The sequence below is a fragment of the Janthinobacterium sp. SUN128 genome, from assembly GCF_030587275.1.
Lineage (GTDB): Bacteria > Pseudomonadota > Gammaproteobacteria > Burkholderiales > Burkholderiaceae_D > Janthinobacterium > Janthinobacterium lividum.
On sequence record NZ_JAPWHY010000002.1, the window covers coordinates 190,262 to 209,374 of the forward strand.

Annotated in this window: 19 protein-coding genes and 1 other RNA gene; 6 read left to right on the forward strand and 14 right to left on the reverse strand. The window is 60.0% G+C overall.

Going from position 1 to position 19,113, the window contains the following annotated elements; all coding sequences use genetic code 11:
* Window positions 1–6: 6 nt before the first annotated feature.
* The 7 genes from aroA to gyrA form a co-directional block, all read right to left on the reverse strand.
* Window positions 7–1,362: a 3-phosphoshikimate 1-carboxyvinyltransferase gene (gene aroA / locus O3297_RS20820; RefSeq protein ID WP_070282638.1), complete on the reverse strand. Its 1,356-nt coding sequence runs from the start codon at window positions 1,360–1,362 to the stop codon at window positions 7–9.
* 18 nt (window positions 1,363–1,380) lie between these two features.
* A complete protein-coding gene (locus tag O3297_RS20825) occupies window positions 1,381–2,289 on the reverse strand; it encodes a prephenate dehydrogenase/arogenate dehydrogenase family protein (protein ID WP_305049901.1) in 909 nt (302 codons plus the stop codon).
* Window positions 2,290–2,293: 4 nt separating this feature from the next.
* On the reverse strand, window positions 2,294–3,400 hold the full coding sequence (gene hisC / locus O3297_RS20830) for a histidinol-phosphate transaminase (RefSeq protein WP_034782010.1): 1,107 nt from the start codon (window positions 3,398–3,400) through the stop codon (window positions 2,294–2,296).
* A gap of 44 nt (window positions 3,401–3,444) precedes the next feature.
* Window positions 3,445–4,515, reverse strand: a complete 1,071-nt coding sequence (pheA, locus tag O3297_RS20835) for a prephenate dehydratase (RefSeq protein WP_305050236.1) — start codon at window positions 4,513–4,515, stop codon at window positions 3,445–3,447.
* 82 nt (window positions 4,516–4,597) lie between these two features.
* Window positions 4,598–5,689 (reverse strand): 3-phosphoserine/phosphohydroxythreonine transaminase, encoded by a 1,092-nt coding sequence (serC, locus tag O3297_RS20840; RefSeq protein WP_305049902.1) that lies wholly within the window; start codon window positions 5,687–5,689, stop codon window positions 4,598–4,600.
* 24 nt (window positions 5,690–5,713) lie between these two features.
* A complete protein-coding gene (locus tag O3297_RS20845; RefSeq protein WP_151093173.1) occupies window positions 5,714–6,298 on the reverse strand; it encodes a DUF2059 domain-containing protein in 585 nt (194 codons plus the stop codon).
* 105 nt (window positions 6,299–6,403) lie between these two features.
* On the reverse strand, window positions 6,404–9,073 hold the full coding sequence (gene gyrA / locus O3297_RS20850; protein WP_092611453.1) for a DNA gyrase subunit A: 2,670 nt from the start codon (window positions 9,071–9,073) through the stop codon (window positions 6,404–6,406).
* Window positions 9,074–9,728: 655 nt separating this feature from the next.
* Here gyrA and ompA point away from each other — a divergent pair.
* The 5 genes from ompA (at window position 9,729) to O3297_RS20875 (ending at window position 13,279) form a co-directional block, all read left to right on the forward strand.
* Window positions 9,729–10,439, forward strand: a complete 711-nt coding sequence (gene ompA, locus O3297_RS20855) for an outer membrane protein OmpA (RefSeq protein ID WP_035825645.1) — start codon at window positions 9,729–9,731, stop codon at window positions 10,437–10,439.
* Between the two features lie 127 nt (window positions 10,440–10,566).
* On the forward strand, window positions 10,567–11,262 hold the full coding sequence (ubiG, locus tag O3297_RS20860) for a bifunctional 2-polyprenyl-6-hydroxyphenol methylase/3-demethylubiquinol 3-O-methyltransferase UbiG (protein WP_151093171.1): 696 nt from the start codon (window positions 10,567–10,569) through the stop codon (window positions 11,260–11,262).
* Window positions 11,263–11,330: 68 nt separating this feature from the next.
* Window positions 11,331–12,035: an HAD family hydrolase gene (locus tag O3297_RS20865; protein ID WP_151093169.1), complete on the forward strand. Its 705-nt coding sequence runs from the start codon at window positions 11,331–11,333 to the stop codon at window positions 12,033–12,035.
* An 83-nt stretch (window positions 12,036–12,118) separates the two neighbouring features.
* Window positions 12,119–12,479: a transfer-messenger RNA gene (ssrA, locus tag O3297_RS20870) on the forward strand.
* A gap of 497 nt (window positions 12,480–12,976) precedes the next feature.
* The gene (locus O3297_RS20875; RefSeq protein WP_305049904.1) at window positions 12,977–13,279 is read left to right on the forward strand and encodes an HNH endonuclease; all 303 of its coding nucleotides are present in this window, start codon (window positions 12,977–12,979) and stop codon (window positions 13,277–13,279) included.
* Window positions 13,280–13,519: 240 nt separating this feature from the next.
* Here O3297_RS20875 and O3297_RS20880 read toward each other — a convergent pair whose 3' ends face one another.
* From O3297_RS20880 to O3297_RS20895, 4 genes are all read right to left on the reverse strand, one after another.
* Entirely contained in the window at window positions 13,520–14,032 is a 513-nt protein-coding gene (locus O3297_RS20880; protein ID WP_305049906.1) for a hypothetical protein, read from the reverse strand.
* A 75-nt stretch (window positions 14,033–14,107) separates the two neighbouring features.
* The gene (locus tag O3297_RS20885) at window positions 14,108–14,494 is read right to left on the reverse strand and encodes a hypothetical protein (RefSeq protein ID WP_151093165.1); all 387 of its coding nucleotides are present in this window, start codon (window positions 14,492–14,494) and stop codon (window positions 14,108–14,110) included.
* Window positions 14,495–14,561: 67 nt separating this feature from the next.
* Complete coding sequence (locus O3297_RS20890; protein ID WP_151093163.1) at window positions 14,562–15,011, reverse strand: hypothetical protein; 450 nt, start codon at window positions 15,009–15,011, stop codon at window positions 14,562–14,564.
* A gap of 145 nt (window positions 15,012–15,156) precedes the next feature.
* A complete protein-coding gene (locus O3297_RS20895) occupies window positions 15,157–15,429 on the reverse strand; it encodes a hypothetical protein (protein ID WP_151093161.1) in 273 nt (90 codons plus the stop codon).
* 44 nt (window positions 15,430–15,473) lie between these two features.
* Between O3297_RS20895 and O3297_RS20900 the strand changes: the two genes are divergently transcribed.
* A complete protein-coding gene (locus O3297_RS20900) occupies window positions 15,474–15,893 on the forward strand; it encodes a hypothetical protein (RefSeq protein WP_305049907.1) in 420 nt (139 codons plus the stop codon).
* A gap of 45 nt (window positions 15,894–15,938) precedes the next feature.
* Here O3297_RS20900 and O3297_RS20905 read toward each other — a convergent pair whose 3' ends face one another.
* The 3 genes from O3297_RS20905 to O3297_RS20915 all read right to left on the reverse strand — a co-directional run bounded on the left by O3297_RS20905 (window position 15,939) and on the right by O3297_RS20915 (window position 18,946).
* Complete coding sequence (locus tag O3297_RS20905; RefSeq protein WP_305049908.1) at window positions 15,939–16,388, reverse strand: hypothetical protein; 450 nt, start codon at window positions 16,386–16,388, stop codon at window positions 15,939–15,941.
* A 12-nt stretch (window positions 16,389–16,400) separates the two neighbouring features.
* On the reverse strand, window positions 16,401–17,240 hold the full coding sequence (locus tag O3297_RS20910) for a hypothetical protein (RefSeq protein ID WP_305049909.1): 840 nt from the start codon (window positions 17,238–17,240) through the stop codon (window positions 16,401–16,403).
* Window positions 17,241–17,344: 104 nt separating this feature from the next.
* Window positions 17,345–18,946, reverse strand: coding sequence for a sensor domain-containing diguanylate cyclase (locus O3297_RS20915; protein ID WP_305049910.1), 1,602 nt, complete (start codon window positions 18,944–18,946; stop codon window positions 17,345–17,347).
* Between the last annotated feature and the right edge of the window lie 167 nt (window positions 18,947–19,113).

Below are 19,113 nucleotides of genomic sequence, written 5' to 3' on the forward strand. Positions count from 1 at the left end.
AATCAATTAAATCAGGGTGTCTTTTGCAATCCCCGCAAACGCGGCGAAATACTCGGGGAAGGTCTTGGCCACGCATTTCGGGTCATTGATGCGCATCTCATTGCCGCGGCGCGCAGCGCCGTCCAGCGAGGCGAGCGAGAAGCACATGGCCATGCGGTGGTCGTCATACGTGTCGATGGTGGCGGCAAGAATCTCGGCCGGCGGCGTCACGCGCAGGTAATCGGCGCCCTCTTCCACTTCCGCGCCGAGTTTACGCAATTCCGTTGCCATGGCGGCCAGGCGGTCCGTTTCCTTGACCCTCCAGCTGGCGATATTGCGCAAAGTGCTGGTGCCGTCCGCGTACAGGGCGGCCACGGCGATCGTCATGGCCGCGTCGGGAATATGGTTGAAATCCATGTCGACGGCTTTCAATACGCCGTTCGAACGGGCTTCGATCCAGTTCTCGCCCATGGTGATGGTCGCGCCCATCTGCTGCAAGGCTTCGACGAAGCGCACGTCGCCCTGGATGCTGTCGCGCCCCACGCCTTCCACGCGCACGGGACCGCCGCCGATGGCGCCAGCCGCCAGGAAATACGAGGCCGACGACGCATCGCCTTCCACGTGGATCGTGCCCGGGCTTTGATATTGCTGGCCCGGCTGCACGGTGAACGACTGCCAGCCGTCATGCTCGACCGTCACGCCGAAACGGCGCATCAGGTTCAGGGTGATCTCGATGTACGGCTTCGAAATCAGCTCGCCCGTCACATCGATGGTGACAGCATGGTCGCGCGCCATCAGCGGCGCCACCATCAGCAAGGCCGTCAAAAACTGGCTCGACACGTTGCCGCGCACGGCGATGCGCTGCGCGTGGATGTGGCCGCGGCGGATGCGCAACGGCGGGAAGCCCTGCTCGCCCGTGTATTCGATCTGCGTGCCGACGGCGTTCAGCGCGTCGACCAGGTCGCCGATGGGGCGCTCATGCATGCGCGATACGCCATGCAGGGTATAGTCGCCGCCGATCACGGCCAGCGCCGCCGTCAGCGGACGGATCGCCGTGCCGGCGTTCCCCATGAACAGGTCCGCCTCGTGGTGCGGGAACACGCCGCCGCAGCCTTCCACGTGGTGGATCTGATGCGCCGTGGCCGGATCGCCCGTCAGCTCGTCCTGCGTCCATTTCACGCCCAGCGACGTCAATGCCGTCAGCATGACGAAGGTGTCGTCGGAGGCGAGCAGGTCGACGATCTTCGTCGTGCCCTTGGCCAGCGCGGCCAGCAGCAGCACGCGATTGGAAATGCTTTTCGAGCCGGGCAAGCGCACCGTGCCTTCGGCATGCATCACCGGCTTCAAATCGATATGGTGGGGGTAGTGCTTGGTCTGGGTCATGCTGGAATCCTTGAGTATTTATCGTGAGGGCGAGGCTGGTACTTCCGCCGTTTCAATCGCCTCGATCCATTGCTGCCGCGCGTGCTGGGCGTTCGCATACACGCCTTCGATGGCGGCGCCGTCATTCGCGGCCAGATGGGCGCGCAAGGTCGTCAACTGCGCCAGGTAGGCGTCCAGTTCGTGCAGCAGCGCCGGCTGGTTGGCCAGGCTGATGTCGCGCCACATTTCCGGCGATGAGCCAGCGATGCGCGTAAAGTCGCGAAAGCCGCTGGCCGCGTATTGGAACAGCAGGCCCGCGTGCGGTTTGTTGGCGATGTCGTCGACCAGCGCAAAGGCCAGCAGATGCGGCAGATGGCTGACGGCGGCAAACACCTTGTCATGTTCTTCGGGGCTCAAAGTGTGCAGGATGGCGCCGCAGGCGCGCCACGCGGCCGCCACGCGCGCCACGTCAGCCACGGCGTTTTCCGCCAGCGGCGTGAGCACCACTTTCTTGCCCTGATACAGATCGATGATGGCGGCGTCGGGGCCATTCGTCTCGCGCCCCGCGATCGGGTGGCCCGGCACGAATTGCCCGACTTTTCCACCCAGCGCCGCGCGCGCGGCCGCCACCACGTCGCTTTTCGTGCTGCCCGCATCGGTGACGATGGTGCCCGGCTGCAGGTGCGGCGCGATGGCTGCCAGGATGGCGCCCGTTTGCGCCACGGGCGCGGCCAGCAGCACCAGATCGGCACCATGCAAGGCTTGCGCCATGTCGCCGCCGATTTCATCGATGATGCCCAGTTCGAGCGCGCGCACCATCGACGCCTGCGAGCGGCCCATGCCGACCACGGTGGACGCCACGCCCGCATGTTTCAGCGCGCGCGCGAACGAACCGCCGATCAGGCCTACGCCAAAGATGACTACCTTGTTCAGTGCAGGCGTCGTCATATCGTCAGGCCAGCGCTTTCGTCAGCGCGGCGATGAAGATGGCGTTTTCCTGCGGCAGGCCGATGGAAATGCGCAGCCATTGCGGCAAGCCATAGCTGCCCACGGGACGCACGATCACGCCCTGCTTGAGCAGCGCCAGGTTCACGCGCGCGCCGGCGCCATCGTCGTCGCCCACCTTGACCAGCACGAAATTGCCGTGCGACGGCACGTATTCCAGGCCCAGTTGCGTAAACGCCTCCGTAAACTGCTGGTAGCCGGCCGCGTTGTTGCGCGCGCTTTGCTCGAGGAAGGCCTTGTCGTTCAAGGCGGCAATCGCAGCCGCCTGCGCCAGCGAGTTGACGTTGAACGGCTGGCGGATGCGGTTCATCAGGTCCGTCAGCACAGGCTGGGCGATGGCGAAGCCGATGCGCAGGCCGGCCAGGCCGTAGGCCTTCGACAGGGTGCGCGAGACCACCAGGTTCGGATACTGGCGCACCCACGCCGTCGACTCGTACTGGTCGTCGGCCGACAGGAATTCGTTGTAGGCTTCGTCCAGCACGACGACCACATGCGCCGGCACTTTCTGCAGGAAGGCTTCGAGCTGCGCCGCCGTCAGGAAGGTGCCGGTCGGGTTATTCGGGTTGGCGATGAAAACCAGACGCGTGTCGTCGGCAATCGCCGCCGCCATGGCGTCCAGGTCATGGCCGTAGGCTTGCGCCGGGACGACGATGTGGCGCGCGCCCAGGCCTTGCGTGGCCAGCGCGTACACGGCGAACGAATACTGCGAGTACACGACGGATTCGCCATGCTGCACGAAGGCGTGCGCGGCGATTTCCAGGATGTCGTTGCTGCCATTGCCCAGGGTGATCCAGTCGGCCGGCACGTCATAGCGCTTCGACAGCACGGCTTTCAAGTCAAAGCCGTTGGCGTCCGGGTAGCGGCCCAGGTCATCGATGGCAGCGATCATCGCCTGCTTGGCCGATTCCGGCATGCCGTACGGGTTTTCATTCGACGCCAGCTTGACGATGGCTGCCTCGTCGAGGCCGAATTCGCGCGCGACTTCCGCGATCGGTTTGCCGCTCTGGTAAGGGGCGATGGCGCGGACGTATTCTGGACCGATATTTTTAGACATGGTGTTCTTTAAAAAAGTGGGTGATTGTAAGAATAGCTACAGTTTCACAGGCTGACCGGATACGACCCCAGCACCTTGAAAAACGCCGCATTGCTTTGCAGCTCGGCCAGCGCCTGGGCGACGGCTGCGTCGTGCACGTGGCCCTCCACGTCGACATAGAAATAATACTCCCAGCTGCCCATGCGCGCCGGGCGCGACTCGAAGCGCGTCATCGACACGCCGTGTTTCGCCAGGGGCGCCAGCAACTGGTACACGGCGCCCGCCTTGTTCGGCACGGCCAGCACCAGCGACGTCTGGTCCTTGCCCGACGGCGCCGTCTGCAGGGTGCCCACGACGGCAAAGCGCGTGCGGTTGTGCGGGTCGTCCTGGATGTGCCCCTTGACCACGCCCAGCTTGTACTGCGCGCCGGCCAGTTCGCTGGCAATCGCGGCCACCGTGGCATCTTCGCCGGCCATGCGGGCCGCCTCGGCGTTCGATGCCACGGCGTGGCGCGCGACGTGCGGATAATTCTGGTTCAGCCACACCTGGCACTGCGCCAGCGCCTGCGAATGGGCGCAGATGGACGTGACGCCGTCCATGTTGCCGCTCTTCGTCATCAGGCTGTGGTGCACGGCGATCGCCACCTCGCCGCTGATGATGAGACTCGTCTGCAGCATCATGTCCAGGGTGCGGTTGACGGCGCCCTCCGAGGAATTTTCGATCGGCACCACGCCGAAGTCCGCCGTTCCCGCTTCGGCGGAACGGAACACTTCATCGATGGATGCGCACGGCAAGCCTTCCACGGCGCTGCCGAACTGCTGATACACGGCCTGTTCGCTGAAGGTGCCGGCCGGGCCCAGATACGCCACGGTGACCCGCTTTTCCAGCGAGCGGCAGGACGACATGATTTCGCGGAAGATGGTCTGTACTTCGCGGTCGCCCATGGGGCCGGGATTGCGCTCGGCCACGCCGCGCAGCACCTGCGCCTCGCGCTCGGGACGGAACACGGGCGCCTGCGTCTCGGCCTTCACATGGCCCACTTGCTGGGCGATTTGCGCGCGGCGGTTCAGCAGCTCGAGGATTTGCGCGTCGATCGCATCGATCTGTTCGCGCAGCGGTTTCAATTTATCGGTCATGGTGGTTTGTTTCGTCAGCTGTACTTCAATCATGGCCGCGCGGCCTGCGCCGGCGGCGGGCCGGCGCGGTCGTCTAGGCGACTCAGCGTCCGGCAAACTCGTTCAAATAGTTGACCAGGGCTTGCACGCCCTCGATCGGCATCGCGTTATAGATCGATGCACGCATGCCGCCGACGGACTTGTGGCCCTTCAGTTGCAGCAGGCCGCGCTGCTTGGCGCCGGCCAGGAATGCATCGTTCAGACTTTCGTCGCGCAGATAGAACGGGATGGTCATGCGCGAGCGGTATGCGGGGTCGACCCGGTTCTGGTAGAAGTCGTCCGCATCGAGCGCCGCGTACAGCAGCGCCGCTTTCTCAATATTACGCTGTTCCATGGCTGCAACGCCACCCTGGCGTTTGAGCCACTGGAAAACCAGGCCGGCGATATATATGCCGTAGGTGGGCGGCGTGTTGTACATCGACTCATGTTCGGCAACGATGGTCCAGTCGAAGGCCGACGGGCAGATCGACAAGGCCTTGCCCAGCAAGTCTTCGCGCACGATGACCAGGGTCAGGCCGGCCGGGCCGATATTTTTCTGCGCGCCGCCGAAGATGACGCCATATTGCGACACGTCGATCACGCGCGACAGAATGTGCGAGGACATGTCTGCCACGATGGTGGTCCCTGCCGGCACGTCTGGCGCCTGCTGGAATTCCACACCGTCGATGGTTTCATTGGTGCAGATATGCAGGTAGGCGGCGCCTGGCGTCAGCTTCCATTCGGAGACTGGTGGCACGCCCGTGAAACGGGCAGCCTTGGACGACGCGGCCACGTTGACGTTCGCATACTTGGCCGCTTCCTGGATCGACTTGCCCGACCACGAACCCGTGTGCACGAAGTCCACGGTGGCCGGCTGCTGCGCGGCCAGGCCCGCCAGGTTCATCGGGATGATGGCGTTCTCGCCCAGTCCACCGCCCTGCAGGAACAGGATTTTGTAGTTCGCGGGCACGGCCAGCAGCTCGCGCAGGTCGGCCACCGCCTGCTTGTAGATGGAAATGAATTCGGGACCACGGTGGCTCATTTCCATCACCGACATGCCACTGCCATGCCAGTCCTGCATCTCGACGGCCGCTTGCGCCAGCACTTCCTTGGGCAGGACGGCGGGGCCGGCGGAGAAGTTGTAGATATGGGTCACGATACGGTCCTTAGTAAAATGAAATTATTGGGGCGACTGCGTGGCCACCCGCATGACCTGGTCAAGCACGGCGTTCACGCGGGGGATCAGCACGCGCTGGCTGATGGCCATCGATTCGGCGGACAGTTGCGGCATGGTGGCCAGCATCTTGCGGCCCAGCGGCGTCTTGTAGAAGGCCGCCAGCTGCTCGACTTCCGGCACCGTGTAAAAGCGCGCGTACAGGGGCACCATTTCATCGCCCAGTTCATCGATCAGGGTCGGGTCGGCCAGCACCTGCGTCAGGGTGGCGATGGCCAGGGGAATTTCCTCTTCGGCGCTGGCCAGCGCGCGCGCCTTGCGCTGCTCGTCCATCTTCGGGTTGCCGTTGATTTGCTGCTGCGCCGACTGGCGGATCATGGCGGGCACCGATTGCAGCATCTGGTCGAAGATATTGCGCGTCAGTTGCGGGAACTGCATCGCGTCGAGCATGCGTCGCACGGCCACTTTCATGGCGGGGCTGGGCGCCGCCTGGCGCGAAGGCGTGGCTTGCGTGCTCTGGGCCAGGGCCGGCAGGGTCGCAAGGAAGGCCAGCGAAAACGCGGCAAAGAAGGTGGCAACGATTTTTCTCATGGCATGCGGGACTTTATAAAAGCGGGGAACAAATGGGACACGCAGGCTGGCGCCCCAACTGGCGCGCCAATAGCAATTGGGGCTCCCGAAAGAGCCCCAATCATCTTACTCCGGCTGGGCCGGATCGACCGGATCGGCCGCCGCCGGCGCGGCCTCCGTGCCCGCCTCCGTCGTCAGTTCGACTTCGTCGATATCCGTTTCCACCACGCGCTGCAGGCCGGACAGCTTGGTGCCATCTTCCACGGCGATCAGGGTCACGCCCTGCGTCGCGCGGCCCATCTCGCGGATTTCCGACACGCGGGTGCGGATCAATACGCCACCGGTGGTGATCAGCATGATTTCATCGCTGGTATCGACCAGGGTCGCGGCAACCACTTTACCGTTGCGCTCGCTGGTCTGGATGGCGATCATGCCTTTCGTGCCACGGCCATGGCGCGTGTACTCGGTGATCGGCGTACGCTTGCCGTAGCCGTTTTCCGTTGCCGTCAGCACCGATTGCTGCTCGTTCTCGGCCACCAGCAGGGCGATCACGTGCTGGCCTTCTTCCAGGTTCATGCCGCGCACGCCGCGCGCCGTGCGGCCCATCGGACGCACATCGTTTTCATCGAAGCGCACTGCCTTGCCCGAATCGGAGAACAGCATCACGTCGTGCTGGCCGTCGGTCAGCGCCGCGCCGATCAGGAAGTCGCCGTCGTCCAGGTCGACCGCGATGATGCCGGCCTTGCGTGGATTGCTGAAGTCCTTCAGCGGCGTTTTCTTGACGGTACCGAGGCTGGTCGACATGAACACGTAATGGTCTTCCGGGAACGTGCGGTTCTCGCCCGACAGCGGCAGGATCACGGTGATCTTTTCGTTGTCCTGCAGCGGGAACATGTTGACGATCGGCTTGCCGCGCGAATTGCGCGAGCCTTGCGGCACTTCCCACACCTTCAGCCAGTACATGCGGCCACGATCCGAGAAGCACAGGATGTAGTCGTGCGTGTTGGCGATGAACAGCTGGTCGATCCAGTCTTCCTCTTTCGTCGCCATGGCCTGCTTGCCGCGGCCACCGCGCTTCTGCGCGCGGTATTCGGTGATCGGCTGTGCCTTCATGTAGCCGGTGTGCGACAGGGTCACGACCATGTCCTGCGGCGTGATCAGGTCTTCCGTTTCCAGGTCGGTCGCGTTCAACTCGATCTGCGAGCGGCGCGCGTCCTTGTTGCCAATGCCGTATTCGTTCTTCGCCGCCGTCATTTCATCGGTGATGATGACGGTCACGCGTTCAGGCTTGGCCAGGATGTCGAGCAAGTCGGCGATATGCTCCATCACGTCCTTGTACTCGTTGACGATCTTGTCCTGCTCCAGGCCGGTCAGGCGCTGCAGACGCATCTGCAGAATTTCCTGCGCCTGGTCGTCCGACAGCTTGTACAGGCCATCCGTTTGCATGCCATAGTGTTTCGGCAGGTTTTCCGGACGGTAGGCATCGATGCCGCCTGGCGTCGTGCCGTCGCCCGTGCGGGCCAGCATTTCGCGCACGACGGACGAATCCCATGCCTTGGCCATCAGCTCGACTTTGGCGATCGGCGGCGTCGGCGCAGCCTTGATGATGGCGATGAAGTCATCGATGTTGGCCAGCGCGACAGCCAGGCCTTCGAGCACGTGGCCGCGTTCGCGCGCCTTGCGCAGTTCGAACACGGTACGGCGCGTCACCACTTCGCGGCGGTGCGACAGGAAGCACTGCAGCATCTGCTTGAGGTTCAGCAGCTTCGGCTGTCCATCGACCAGGGCCACCATGTTCATGCCGAAGGTATCTTGCAACTGGGTCTGCTTGTACAGATTGTTCAGCACCACTTCAGGCACTTCGCCCCGTTTCAGCTCGATCACCACGCGCATGCCCGACTTGTCGGATTCGTCGCGGATGTCGGAAATGCCGTCGAGCTTCTTGTCGCGCACGTTTTCAGCGATGCGTTCCAGCAAGGACTTCTTGTTGACCTGGAATGGCAGTTCGTCGACGATGATGGCGATGCGGCCGCCGTCCTTGCCGTATTCTTCGAAGTGGGTCTTGGCGCGCATGACCACGCGGCCGCGGCCCGTGCGGTAGCCATCGCGCACGCCGGACACGCCATAGATGATGCCGGCCGTCGGGAAGTCCGGCGCAGGGATCAGCTCGATCAATTCATCGATCGTGCAATCGGGGTTGCGCAGCACGTGCAGCGCGCCGTCGATGACTTCGGTGATGTTGTGTGGCGGAATGTTCGTCGCCATGCCGACGGCGATACCGGACGAGCCATTGATCAGCAGGTTCGGGATACGCGTCGGCAAGACCGTCGGTTCCTTTTCCTTGCCATCGTAGTTGGGCTGGAAGTCGACGGTATCCTTGTCGATATCGGCCAGCAGTTCGCCGGCGATCTTGTCCAGGCGGCACTCGGTGTAACGCATCGCCGCGGCGCCGTCGCCGTCGACGGAACCGAAGTTGCCCTGGCCATCGACGAGCATGTAGCGCAGCGAAAAATCTTGCGCCATGCGCACCAGCGTGTCGTAGATCGAGGCATCGCCGTGGGGATGGTATTTACCCATGGTTTCGCCGACCACGCGGGCGCACTTGACGTAAGGGCGGTTCCACACGTTATTCATTTCATGCATCGCGAACAAGACGCGGCGGTGCACTGGCTTCAAGCCATCGCGCGCATCGGGCAAGGCGCGACCGACGATCACGCTCATGGCGTAATCGAGGTAGCTCTTGCGCATCTCTTCTTCGAGGGAAATAGGAATTGTTTCTTTTGCGAATTGATCCATTGGCGGTTCGACTGATCTCAGGCTGTGGTTAACTTATCTGTTACGCAATGTATGACGCAATACTGCATATCCTGGGTGGCTGTCGTCGTGGACGCCGCGCCACGCGCTGCTGGCGCGGCCCGGCTTCCATGTCGCAGAGTGCCAGACAAATCGGCGGGCTGGCGGCACGGCCAGTACGGGTACCGCAAGGGTACGTCCTGGCCATGCAGTGCCGCCGTGGGCATTTGCTCGACACTCTTAACAGTCAAGCGCACGATTTTAGCATGCGCGCCCAGCTACCTGTACAAATTGGCCATACCAACAAGATTGGCAGTTTGCACCGGGGACGCGCACGTTGACCTGTCGATAATGCACAATGGCAATATCAGTTCAAGATACCTGCCCTTAAAAGAGGCAAAAAAAGCGATCAATTGTTACAGGCGCGTTACAAATGGGCATTTTCGTTGCGCAAAAACAACGCACGGTCTAAAATCGGGCAAGCTTTGATTTAACCACGGTCGTGTGCCCCTGATGCGTGTGGCAAAATGACTGGGAAGTTAATTGCTAGTTTCGCAATCTGAAACGAGCGCATATGGTCTACATGATAAAATCTTGGCACGTAGCACCAGTAGCGCAGTGTTGTTCTGCGGATATCACCCCCCGAAAGGAAAAAAGAATGAATAAATTTGTAACGCTGTTTTTCGCTGCATCCGCAGTGATTGCTGGCTCGGCTTCGGCCCAAACCCCAACCTCCCCACCATTCGCGCCAGTTACCACTGACATCAAAGCACCAAGCCCAAAAAGCGCTTACGTGCAAGATGCCCGCGGCGTAATCGTGCGTGACCCATTCGGCCTGTGCTGGCGTACCGGCTACTGGACACCTGCTGACGCAGTGCCAGGTTGCGACGTGCCACTGTGCGTAGAGCCAGAAACCCTGCAAGACGGCAAATGCGTGGCTCCTCCAGCACCAGTCGTACCTGCTCCAGCACCAGCACCTGTCGTGCCAGTGCCAGTCGTAGTTGCTCCTACCTCGGAAAAAGTCAGCTTCGCCGCTGATGCATTCTTCGATTTCGACAAAGCTACGCTGAAGCCAGAAGGCAAAGCCAAGCTGGACGAGCTGTCCGCACAACTGGGCGGCATCAACCTGGAAGTCATCATCGCTGTGGGTCACACCGATTCCGTCGGCACCGATGCTTACAACCAAAAACTGTCGGTACGTCGTGCTGATGCTGTCAAAGCCTACCTGGTCACCAAAGGCGTTGAAAGCAACCGCGTGTACACCGAAGGCAAAGGCGAGAAACAACCTGTTGCTGATAACAAAACTGCCGAAGGCCGTGCGAAAAACCGTCGCGTGGAAATCGAAGTTGTTGGTACCCGCAACAAGTAATAGCTGATTCCCTGGACTTGCCGCAAGTCATCGCGCAAGTCAAGAACAGCATGAAAAACCCCGCTACGGCGGGGTTTTTTTTCGTCCGTGGCTGCCCAATTGTAAAATTGCCGCTATTATTCGACCTATGAACGCAGACCCTCTTGAAATCCAAAAATTCAGTGAGCTGGCCCACCGCTGGTGGGACCCCACTTCCGAGTTTCGTCCACTGCACGAAATTAACCCCCTGCGCCTGGAATGGATCAACGCGAAAGTGCCGCTGGCCGGCAAGCGCGTGATCGACATCGGCTGCGGCGGCGGCATCCTGGCCGAATCGATGGCCCGCAAGGGCGCCGACGTGACGGGCATCGACCTGTCCGACAAGGCATTGAAAGTTGCCGACCTGCACAGCCTGGAATCGGGCGCCAAGGTGCGCTACAAGCTGATCGCCGCCGAAGCCATGGCCGAGGAAGAGCCGGGCCAGTACGACGTCGTGACCTGCATGGAAATGCTCGAGCACGTGCCGGACCCCGCCGCCATCGTCAAGGCCTGCGCCGCGCTGGTGAAACCGGGCGGCCACGTGTTCCTGTCGACCTTGAACCGCAACCCGAAAGCGTATCTGTTCGCCATCCTGGGCGCCGAATACCTGCTGCGTCTGTTGCCGAAAGGCACGCACGACTATGACAAATTCATCACCCCGGCGGAACTGTCGCAATACGTGCGCAGCGCCGGACTGGACGTCAACAGCATGCGCGGCATGGGCTACAATCCATTGACCAAGATTTACTCACTTAATAGCGATACCAGCGTCAATTACCTGGTGGCCTGCACCCGGCCGCTGTAACCATCACGCACAATACAAGGCGGCTGCGGCCGCCATTTTTCATTCCCACTTGACACACTTTGCCCGCCATGATCACAGACCATCTGCCAGCACCGCGCGCCATCCTGTTCGACCTCGACGGCACCCTGGCCGACACCGCGCCCGACCTGGCAGCGGCCATCAACCTGCTGCGCGCGCGTGCCGGCCTGGCGCCGACCCCGTATGACATCCTGCGCCCCACGGCCTCGGCCGGCGCGCGCGGCATGATAGGCGCGTCGTATGGCGTCCAACCGGGCGAAAGCGGCTACGAAGCCCTGAAAGACGGCTTCCTGAACAATTACGAAGCGGCCCTGGCCGTGGAAAGCCGTTTATTCGACGGCATCCCCGCCCTGCTGGAAGGCCTGCAAGCCCTGGGCCTGGCCTGGGGCGTGGTCACCAACAAGGCGGCCCGCTTCACCGACCCGCTGGTCGGCCAGATCGGCCTGGGCGCCGCCGGCTGCGTGATCTCGGGCGACACCATGGCGCACCCGAAACCACACCCTGCACCCCTGCTGGAAGCGGCGCGCCGCCTGGAGCTGGCGCCGGAAGACTGCTGGTACGTGGGCGACGACCTGCGCGACATCCAGGCCGGCCGTGCCGCCGGCATGCGCACGGTCGCCTGCGCCTGGGGCTACTGCGGCCCCATCGAACCGCAGCACTGGAATGCCGACCATTTGCTGGATACGCCGCAAGCGTTGCTCGAGCTGGTCAGCGCCGTGGTGAAGGCGGCGCAGGCGCGGCAGCTGGCGGCATAAATCGGCCTGCGCTTGATCTGACACGCCGGCAAGCGAATGCATCATGCAAGAGTGGGCAGATTGCGCTACAATGAAGGTTCTGTGGGGACGACCTGGTTTCGACGTGGGTTGCAAAGCAGCGCAGGGCATACCGAGGGCGGGCTACCTCGTAAATACAACCTGAAAAAACTTAACTGCAAACGATAACTCGTACGCACTGGCAGCTTAATCGCTGTTAGCTCTAGAACACCTCGTCCCTGGGGTGGGCCGTCAAAAGCTCTAGAGTCATTTACAGGGACTCGTCGTATGCTGGGTTACTTAGCGTCCGACTAAATAATAGGTAACTCGCTTGCCCATAACGTGCACATCCGTGCTGGCTGAGTTAAATTAAATGATAGTGCTAAGTATGTAGAACTGTCTGTAGAGTGCTTGCGGACGCGGGTTCGATTCCCGCCGTCTCCACCACTGAATAAATAAAAGGGCTTCCCCGTTTTGGCGGGGAGGCCCTTTTTATTTATTCCATGCATGCAGAACGCGGGCATGGAATCCGCGTCCGGTACGGACGCGGGGGTTTTGCGGGACTTCGGCGAGCGCAGCTCGGTGCCGCAAAACCGGGTTGCGCTTGCAAGCGCAACCCTCTCCGATTCCTCTGACTAGGTTTTGCGCCGCAGACGGTTTCCTAGCAACAACATCAGCTGCTCAAGCCATGTGCGAATGACGGACCTGCCCCTCTATGTGTGACCCTCTATGTGGGAAGCAAAAAAGATGAGGCATGCTGGACGATGATTGCCAGAATGATTGCCAGAATATATGGGCGTTGGATGCCGGCTGCAAATCAGGCGGCCGGATCAACAGCAGAAATTGTGTTCGGTCTTTACTGATTAAATCTAGCGGCTGTCTGTCCTGCAACATCAGGGGCCAATGATATAGTGGCGGAAATGTACTCACTGAAGAAAACTGCCATGAAAAACGACACAAACGCTCGCCCGCAAGCAACCCAGGCACCTGCCAGGCTCAGCAAAGGGGACTTCGTCACTGCACTGCGCAAGCTGCTGCAAGAAGAAGGAAAGGCCGGCAAGTCCAGCGTGGACGTACGCGCTGCGAACCTGCACACCGACGTTGGCGTTTATCCGGCGCGCGGCCACTCGATGCCGACCTGTTGCACGGTAATGTATGAAGAGATGCGGCCGGGTGACGAGATACTGCTGACGCCACCCGGCGGCAAAGGACCTACGCTCCTGGTACGGTATAAATTCCCGCGCTGAGAATCGCGGCCTTAGGCTACTGATGGCGATTCGCAGCGCTAATCGGCTCCGTCCGCTCCCCCCCACAGCGGACATGGAGCGTCCGAGCAGGCCGGGTTTCATAACAGCGACCTCGGCAGCCCAGTCTCATTGTGTTTTTGGGGCATGACGATTGATGCCGCCTGGACTGCGGCAGTTTCAGCGTCGTTACCGCCATCAGTATTGCTTGATACTGCCACTTGGACAGCAAAACCCCATGCATCAATGCAGCCGCACCGAAGGCGTCGAATTGAACGGTGCAGGTCTCTTATGGAACATGAAATACGCAAATGGCACAAAGTAGAACACTAGCCAATGCCCGGAGAAACCACGCACTTGATTTACCTTGAAAGTGGAATACTCCACGGCGCTCAGTTCGCGAATGAAATTTCCACGGTTCAATAGCACAAATTTCCCGTCAACGATCGAAGGATTACCGCCCGCCGCGTTCATCATGAAGAGTGCAAAATTCACCAATGCGTAAGCAGCTATACAAAGTCCCAGTCCGACCACCCACTTCGGAAAAGCTGCGCGTAGTTCAGCGAACGTTGGTTTGGGGCCGAGTGACTTTCGACTGGAGAAGACAAACGGAATGAACACAAGGAAAATGCCGCCGTGCAGCCACCAGATCGCAGGAAAATTATCAGATACATTGACTCCCATCAATGCCGCAATGTGCACAATCAGTGCGGTTGCAAAGCCAATTAGTGAGGTAACGCCAAAAATTTGGTTCATAGAATCGGATTACATATATCGTAAAGATGTCGGTCTGCAACTAAATTCGTAAGTGATGCAACTTCACAAAGTATATTAACTGTCCGGCTTGCGCCCTGTGAAAAAAGGCCAGGCAAACACCACAATGCCTGCAACGACACATCCGGCCAGGCTAACGGCGACACCAAAAATGTACCACGCCACATCGACTCCGTGACTGTAGAGCGTTCCGACAAATAGTCCACTCACCAGCCAGACTAACACCGCTAATTTAAGCAGAAAATATTTTACTTTACCGATGGAACGATTCAGCCGCATTTGTTGAATAGCGGCCATGCCCATGACTAAACACGCCACACCAGCCGCAATTATCAAGCGTGAAACCGAATGCTCCATGTCGCAACCTGACTTGTAGTTGAGCCAGCGGGCCCAGAGATTAAAAGATCGAGGGCTTAAATCCAGCAGCCAATTATCGCTTGCCACTACGTCCCCGGCTTGAGTCTGCACTACGGAACCCATGCGGCCAGAGAGCGGAGGCGCAGCGTTCACTTTACAAGCTCCCGTCCTTAGCGCCATGGATCGAAGGACTCGCAAGCAGAAGCCTTGCTTCCCTTATTGGAGTACCAAACCGAAATACGGCACCTGACGTTGACAGCACCACAACCAAGCCAGCCTTGATTGTTATTTGATCAAATGGATTGGATTGATCCGAAACAAACGTCCAAATAGGTTCATGATTTTGCAGCGATTCCAAAACGACTACGCCGATTGAGCCGTGTTCCATAGCCTCTCCGCACTTGACTATGTACTGTCCACCATACAGCTCTTCTTGTGCCAGAATCGCGACATTGAGCCAACTGCCAAGCTCCTGTTCTTCATGTACTTTGGCCATCCAGGTTTCGTGCACTTCGTAGATATCACCGTTGGTGCACACGAGGCCATTGTAGCTTCGCACCTCTTGGTTCTTCCACTTTTTTGCCATCACTGTGATTGATTCCATATTTAGAAATGGGCGACTGCACGCCCTGAATTAAACAACTTGTATTCTTGCCCGTAACGGAATGCAAGAAGCAGCGCAAGCTTATTCCACATCCGCTCTTGGCCGGTTAATTGTCTGCAATTTGCCAGCAAAACTTTCAAGACGCCTAATGCGCTGCAGCGCGGCGGCTCCCCCCAGAATTAAAACCAGCCATACCCGAGCACCAGCTTAACGCCAATGTAATTAGTAAATATGCTATATTTACCAACACTAAAAATCTAGACTCAAGTCTGCGCCCGTTGTTATCGGTCACGCCGACCAGGCCAACCCGAACCTCAATGGCGGCGGCGAAAAAAATAGCGAGCAGGATTACAGGCATGGCCAGCGAGTTATCTTCAACAAAGGCAAGATTATCCAAGTCACCAAGCAGAAGCGCCATCTGGCCGAACGCGATCTCGAAGCATTGGCAAAGAAATCCCAACCATGAAAATTGCTCGCCTGCTTTCCTCCAGTTTCCTCGTGCTGGCTGTGACCCTCGTCGCTTATGGTCTTTTTGCCTTCTCCCGTTTTGCCTGGTATACCGGCGCATACTATGATGAGCGCATGATCTTGTTCGATCACGGCTTCTATCCTTTTGCGTGGGGTATCGCGCTGCTGCTGATGGGGCAAATCGCCCGCTTGCACCATCGTCGACCGGCGATGCTGCTCGCCGCTGGCGCCGCCCTGGTGCTGCTTCTCTGGAAGCGTGCAACAGTGCCCGCTCCTATCACCAATCAGCAAATTTTCCCTGATCCAGCTTTACTGGAGGGACTGATTGTTACCGCTGTCGTGGTCATCGTCCTGGCGCTGATAGACCGTCCCGTCGAGCAGGCCATCCGCAAGGCTCTTGCCCGTACCCCGTGATCCCGGGGGCCAGAGCCACTCGGATACGCTCTCGGCATGAAAGAATCATTGCTGCGATATGAGTTGCTTGATAGCCCTCCGATACTTTGCCACCCGCTCCAAATCCTTCGGCGTCGGATTCTCTATCCTCGACAAGTCGCTATTCTCTGCCAGATCAGCCAGCTTGACGGCCTTGCCGACGGGGTTCAATGCCGCGCGGGCGATGAACGCTTCGTAGGACTCGCCTTCGATCTTGGTCACGGCGCGCACGGCGTCGATGACTTCCTGCGAGACCCCTTCGCGTGCCAGGTCGTCGAAGGTGACTTTGCCGTCGCTGTCTTCCACCACATCATGCAGCACGGCGACAATCTGCTGGGCGCCGGGGGCGACGCGCAGCATGACGCGCAAGGGATGGAGGATGTACGGCGCACCGCCCTTGTCCGTCTGGCCGGCATGGGTGGCGGCGGCGATTTCAATCGCGCGCTCCAAGGTGGCGCGTCTTGCGTTTTCACTCATGTTCACTCCTTTTCATTCCACTTGGATTGATGACCCCGTTGCGCGCCAGCCGCGGCGCTGCAAATGGCAAACGCTGGTGCACAGCACGGCTGGCAACAATAAATTGAGGACCGGTACGAGCATCAGCAAGCACAGCAACAGTCCCAGGGCAAAAATCGCCGGGCGCTGTTCGCGGCGCAACGCCGCTTGCTGTTCCGCGCCGAGCACCTCTTCAGCTGCCGCGCCGTAGATCATGTGGACATTCCAGGCCAGCAAGTACGAGATCAGCACGCACATGGCCCACACGGGGATCAGCAGGGAAAGCAGCAGCAACAGGCGACGCCGCCAGGCGGGACGCGCGGCGGACAGCTCCAGGCCGGCCGGTGCTTGCCACGCTGCATAGCGGCGCGCCGCCACAGCCTTGGCGCGCTCCAGCAATAGCCAGCGCAGCGGCAAGCGCGCCGTACCGATGGCGCCGACGATAAAAACCATCACATAGAAAAAGGCAGCCAGCGCCAGCAAGGCCAGGGCGATCTGGCCGATCGACAGCATGGCCTTGGCGGCCCTGCCCAGGCCGCCGGCGATATTGCCCAGCTGCGAGAGCGTGGCAGGCCCGTTGGCCAGTGTCCCGACGCCATCCATCACGCCCAGGCCCAGCAAGCCGGTGACGGATACCAGCGCCAGCATGGCGCTCAGCTCGACAAAGAAGCGGCCGAAATAGCCATACAGTCCCAGCCACAGGGCTACGACCGCCATGCACCACAGCGCGGAGCGCCACCATAACCCCGCATGACGCGCATCGCGCAATCCCAGGCCGATGCACGTGAAGGCTTCCCGCCAGGCCAGCAGCCAGGTTTGCAATGTTTGTGTCACGCTCAGGCGTACTCCGCAATGAAGGGGCGGATACGTCGATCCGGATGTTGCCGATTGTACATGGATCAGCCTGGCGCACGCGCCCCCTCCGCCGTCAGCAATCGCTATCGAAACGCAAAAGCCGTCGCGGCCTGCTCGACAGGCTCGCAAGGCGAGGCATAACAGACTTGATTTCTGCCGGATGCCTTGGCCTTGTACAGTGCCGTATCAGCGAGTTCAACCAGCTCGACCGCCTGGTTTTCCAGGTGCGTCGGCATGAAAGCCGCCACGCCGACGCTGACCGTCACCACCCCAAGGGGATTGCCCCGATGCTCGACGCCCAGCGATTGCGCTGCCTGGCGAACGCCTTCCGCCACCGCCAGGGCGCCCGGCAAATCCGTTCCAGGCAATAAAATGACCATTTCCTCGCCACCATAGCGTGCCGCCAGGTCGCCCGGCCTGCGCATGCTGTAGCCGACCACCTTGCCGATTTTTCTCAGGCACTCGTCGCCGGCCACATGGCCATAGATATCGTTGTATTGCTTGAAGAAGTCGACATCGATCAACACCAGCGCAAGCGAGCCGTCTTCACGCTGCGCACGGCTGAACTCGGCAAGCAGCGACTGGTCGAAGTAGCGCCGGTTCGCCAGCCCCGTCAATCCATCCTGGTTGGCAAGGCGGGCCAGGGTTTCATTGATCAATTCCAGTTCATTGCGCGCCTCGAGCAATCCAGCCTCGCTCTTGACCCGCAAATCGATTTGCCGCACCACGCGGTATCCGATGAAGGCAATCAGCAGCACCAGCACGCCACCCACCGCGTTCTGCAACATCATGTCGAGACGCCACGAAGCGAGGACTTCATCCTGTGACAGTGCGGCAGAGACCACCAGCGGGTATTCCTCGAGCCTTCGATAGCTATTGATACGCGTCACGCCATCGACGCCCGACTTGATCACAGCCGTGCCAACGGGACTTTTGGGCAAATAATCGTGAAACACGGGGAATTGCGAAATATCGCGTCCCAACAGGCTTTCATCGAAAGGCCTTCGCAATAAAAGAATGCCTTTTCCATTCGCAATGAAAATGGCGCCTTTTTTCCCTATCGAAAAGCGTTCATAAAACAGCCTGAAATAATTCATGTCGATGGTCGCCAGCGCAACGCCGCCGAAACTTCCGTCAGGCATATTGATTCGCCGCGATACCGTGACTATCCAGTGCCCCGTTGATTTGCTGCGCACGGGAGGCCCGACATAGGGCCCCCGGTCCTCATGCGTTCGATGGTAGTTGAAATAATCCCGATCAGAATTATTCAGATTGCTCAACAGCGTTTTCTGCGAATTCACGAGCCAGCTGCCATCCCTGGCATAGATGAAGATGCCGTGTAACTGGCGCAGCTCGGCGACACGGACGACCAGCAATTTGTGCATGCGGGCCAATTCGCTATCGGAAACACCGTCTGTTTCCACCCGCTCCACCAGTCCGACCAGCACCGTATCGGCTTCCTTGATGGTGTCATAGGCATGCTGTGCAACAGATTGCGCCAGATTGGCGCTTTCGCGGGCCGCCTCACTCAGCTGTACTTCCCGTGCGCGCAAGGTCATCCATAGCTGGATCGCCAAGAGCGACAGGCACACCAGCACGACAAAGGAAATGGCCAGCGGCAGCAGGGAAAAGCCACGGAAACCTGCTCCCAACAAGCGTGGCGGCAAGCTGCGTGACCTGATCATGGATACACTCCCGAATGGATATCCGGCAAAGTGTGCACCAAATCGGCAACAACATGCTCACACATTATCACAAGCAAGATATAAAAAAGTTACCACACTTGCTGGGTGAAATGCCTTCGCCGCCAGGACGTCAAGGAAGGCGCTTTCAGCCTCCCATTATTTACAAT